Annotated in this window: 4 protein-coding genes; 2 read left to right on the top strand and 2 right to left on the bottom strand. The window is 58.3% G+C overall.

The genetic code is table 11. From position 1 onward, the window contains the following. The coding region (locus WBM93_RS08130; protein ID WP_424430650.1) for a M48 family metalloprotease at window positions 1-358 on the bottom strand (358 nt) is incomplete at its 3' end. 84 nt (window positions 359-442) lie between these two features. On the opposite strand from WBM93_RS08130, the gene WBM93_RS08125 reads away from it, so the two are divergent. Then, entirely contained in the window at window positions 443-625 is a 183-nt protein-coding gene (locus tag WBM93_RS08125) for a DUF1674 domain-containing protein (protein WP_424430647.1), read from the top strand. On the opposite strand, the gene WBM93_RS08120 is transcribed toward WBM93_RS08125, so the two are convergent. Next, window positions 622-1,806, bottom strand: a complete 1,185-nt coding sequence (locus WBM93_RS08120; RefSeq protein ID WP_424430644.1) for a hypothetical protein — start codon at window positions 1,804-1,806, stop codon at window positions 622-624. The two genes, WBM93_RS08125 and WBM93_RS08120, sit on opposite strands and share 4 nt — an antisense overlap. Window positions 1,807-2,026: 220 nt before the next feature. On the opposite strand from WBM93_RS08120, the gene WBM93_RS08115 reads away from it, so the two are divergent. After that, complete coding sequence (locus tag WBM93_RS08115) at window positions 2,027-2,848, top strand: nucleotidyltransferase family protein (RefSeq protein WP_424430641.1); 822 nt, start codon at window positions 2,027-2,029, stop codon at window positions 2,846-2,848. The last annotated feature ends 212 nt before the right edge of the window (window positions 2,849-3,060 follow it).

The following is a 3,060-nucleotide window of genomic DNA, read 5'->3' as shown; positions in this document are numbered from 1 at the left end:
TGAGCATTTTGAGCAGACCAGTGGTCGCGGCCACCGCAGAATGTTCGGGATCGCGGCCGGTGGCAAAGGCGTTGGGCTGGGCCTGGTCGACAATATAGACTTTCGGCATCGGCAGCCCGGCGCGCTGCGCGAGATTCTTGACCATATTGTAAAATTCGGGGTGGCTGGAGGCATCGACCTCCACCGCCTTGTGCATTTTCAGCACGATCTTGTCGGCGTTCCAGTAGGTGAACAGGTTCATCCCCGCCGCGACGACAAGGGCGATGATCGCGCCGCCGCTGCCGCCCAGCGAATAGCCCATCACCATGAACAAGGCGGTCAGCGCCGCCAGCAACATGGTTGTTTTCATGAAATTCATCACCTGCACTCGCTTGATTATGTTCGTCCTAGCCTCAATATAGGGTTTGAGGCTGAGTGAATCAAACAATCGGACAGGCAAAATATGACCGAAAGCGATAGAAAAGCCGGTGAGCGGCCAGCCCATGTCAAGGCGCCCGCGCATCTTTCACCGAACAAGCCGGTACCGGAGCCCGATCCGCTGGACAAAGCGGAGGAGATTGCCGCGAAAAACGGCCCGACCCGCTATGGCGACTGGGAGCGCAAGGGCATCGCGGTCGACTTTTAGCGCGGAATATCAAGAAACTCCACGATTGCGACGGCAGCGCGCTGCGCCGGCGATTGGTTTTCAACGACAGAGAATGAATAAGCAAAGGCCCGCGCCTGGGTTTGCCGATAAGTGTCCGATAGCGGCATGGCTGCGTCCAGCGCCGCCCCGAGACCGGAAAGATCATCGAGCACCGGCCCAAATGTCCAATGTTCGTAATTGGGATTGCCCTGCCATTCTGCGCCATGGGAATTGAGGAAAATCGCCGGGCGCGGCTTGTGGATAAATTCGTAAATCTGGCTGCTGACGTCGCCGAGATAGATATCGGAGGCGGCGGTATAGGTCATGTCAACGCTGCGCGTGCTGCCGGTGTCGATATGGATATAGTCGAGCTTGTTATAGCGCGGGTCGATGCGTTGGCGAAAGCGGAGCAAACGGTGCTCGACCGAGGCCAATATTTTTCGCTGGAACAGCATGACATGGGGCGCGAAAATCAGATTATAGTCATTCTGGCTGGCGAAATAGTCGAGAATCTGCTCGCCGAAGCGGAACCAGGACGAGAGCAAGGGATCGAAATGCGGGTTGTAAAGCACGGTCGGTTTGTCATTGTCGAACAGCTTGACCGGCGGCCGGGCGGCAAAGGCTTCGAACTTGGGATAGCCGACAATCCGGTGATTATCGGGGCGGATGACCCCGGCATCCAGCATTCGGTCGCGGGTTTTCTCGCCGGGCAGCAGTACATAGTCAAATAGCCGGATTTCCGGCGCGAATCCGATCGAGCGATCGCCGGCGCCATGGGGAAAGAAAATCAGCTTTGGCTTGGCCATCTCGCTGTTTTTCTTGAGAAAAGTCGTCGTGGTCTCCGGCACCACCAGCGCATCGAAATGGCGGAATAATTCGGTGGCGCGCCTCAGGCTGCTGAGGCGATTGAGCGGCACCATCTGCCCGAGCATCTTCTCGGCCAGCCGGCTCCAGCGATGGGGCCGGATCGACCAGAAGGCCGGTGTCGGACAGGTGGGATCGAGAAACTGGCGAACCGCTTCGGCCTGACGGTCGCTGGATGTGATGACTTCCACCCGGGTGGTCGGCGAATGCCGCTGCAACGCCGAGATAATCGGCGCGGTATGGGCGACCTGATGCAATTCGTCATGATTGAACAAAAAGCCGATGCGCTGGGGATCGATCGATGGATTGGACTTCATTTATCTTCCATCGGATGTCCGACCTCGGTTGCGTTCAAGCTATCAGCGGAACTCATCCGCCATCTCCTGTCCTTGGACAGGTTTCTTGCGAAAGTCCACGGGGTCGCTATCCGGAGGTGGCTGGATCCAAGGCCTGCTTTGCAAAATGCTTCGCTGCGGCTAACAGGATTTCTGTGCTCCCGGTCTTCTCAGGAAGCGATGGAAAACATAAGGATGCTCCGTGATCCCTGTTCATGACCCCGAATTGCAAGCGGATCAGCAGCCCCAGTGGACGGCGATCATATTGGCTGGCCAGCGGCCCGAGGGCGACCCGATGGCCGCCTATTGCAGCGTCACATACAAGGCTTTGATCCCCATCAATGGCCAGACGATGCTCGAACGGGTGGCGCGCGCCTTGATCGCGTCGCCTTATGTCGGCAAGATCGTTGTCATGGCCCAGTCGCCCGAAGCGCTGAAGTCGGGTGTGGCCGGTGATCTGGCCAACAATGACCGGATCAGTTTCGTTGAATCCAATGATGGCATCGCAACCAGCATCCACCATGTTATCGGCACCGATATCGCGCCATGGCCGGTGCTGGTGACCACCGCAGACAACGCGCTGCTGACCGATGAAATCCTCGATTGTTTCTTTCAGAGCCATACCGGACAGGATGTCGCGGTCGCCGTGGTCGAGCGCCGGACGATGCTGTCCGCTTATCCCGACGCCCACCGCACCTGGCTGAAATTCCGCGGCGGGGCCTATAGCGGGGCCAATCTCTTTGCCTTGCACAATGAAGCGGCCAAACCGGCCGTCGCATTCTGGTCCGCGGTCGAGAAAGACCGCAAGAAAGGCTGGAAAATCTTCGCCCATTTCGGCCCCTGGCTATTGCTGCGGGCGCTCAGCCGGACGATCGGTTTCAAGGAAGCGATGGCGCAGGCGGGTCGGCGCATGGGGCTCTGGGCAGAGCCGATTATCTTGCCGATTGCGGAAGCGGCGATTGATGTGGACAAGCCGGATGACCTGGAGCTGGTGACCGGGATTTTGATTGCGCGAGAGGGGTAGGCCGGGAGAAAACAAGTCAAATGGGGGGTTGTTGCGCCTGTTACTTAATGCCCAGTTAATGTGTACGCTATGGGCCAAAAGCGGACGGTGGGAACGCAAAGCTGCTCTTTCGGAAACGCCCCATTTGCGGTCGTACGCGTCGACCGGACAGGCCTGCCCACAAAAAAGGGCGGCCCAATGACCGCCCCAATTCCCAATCAAAAAACTCCAGC

The organism is Parasphingorhabdus sp., assembly GCF_049667325.1.
Lineage (GTDB): Bacteria > Pseudomonadota > Alphaproteobacteria > Sphingomonadales > Sphingomonadaceae > Parasphingorhabdus.
The sequence above is the reverse complement of the archived record's forward strand: the minus strand, read 5'-3'. Positions and strand labels throughout refer to the sequence as shown.

Coding starts and splice junctions, on each gene's coding strand:
- WBM93_RS08120 (WP_424430644.1), bottom strand. CDS start 1,806: ATGAAGTCCAATCCATCGATCGATCCCCAGCGCATCGGCTTTTTGTTC.
- WBM93_RS08125 (WP_424430647.1), top strand. CDS start 443: ATGACCGAAAGCGATAGAAAAGCCGGTGAGCGGCCAGCCCATGTCAAG.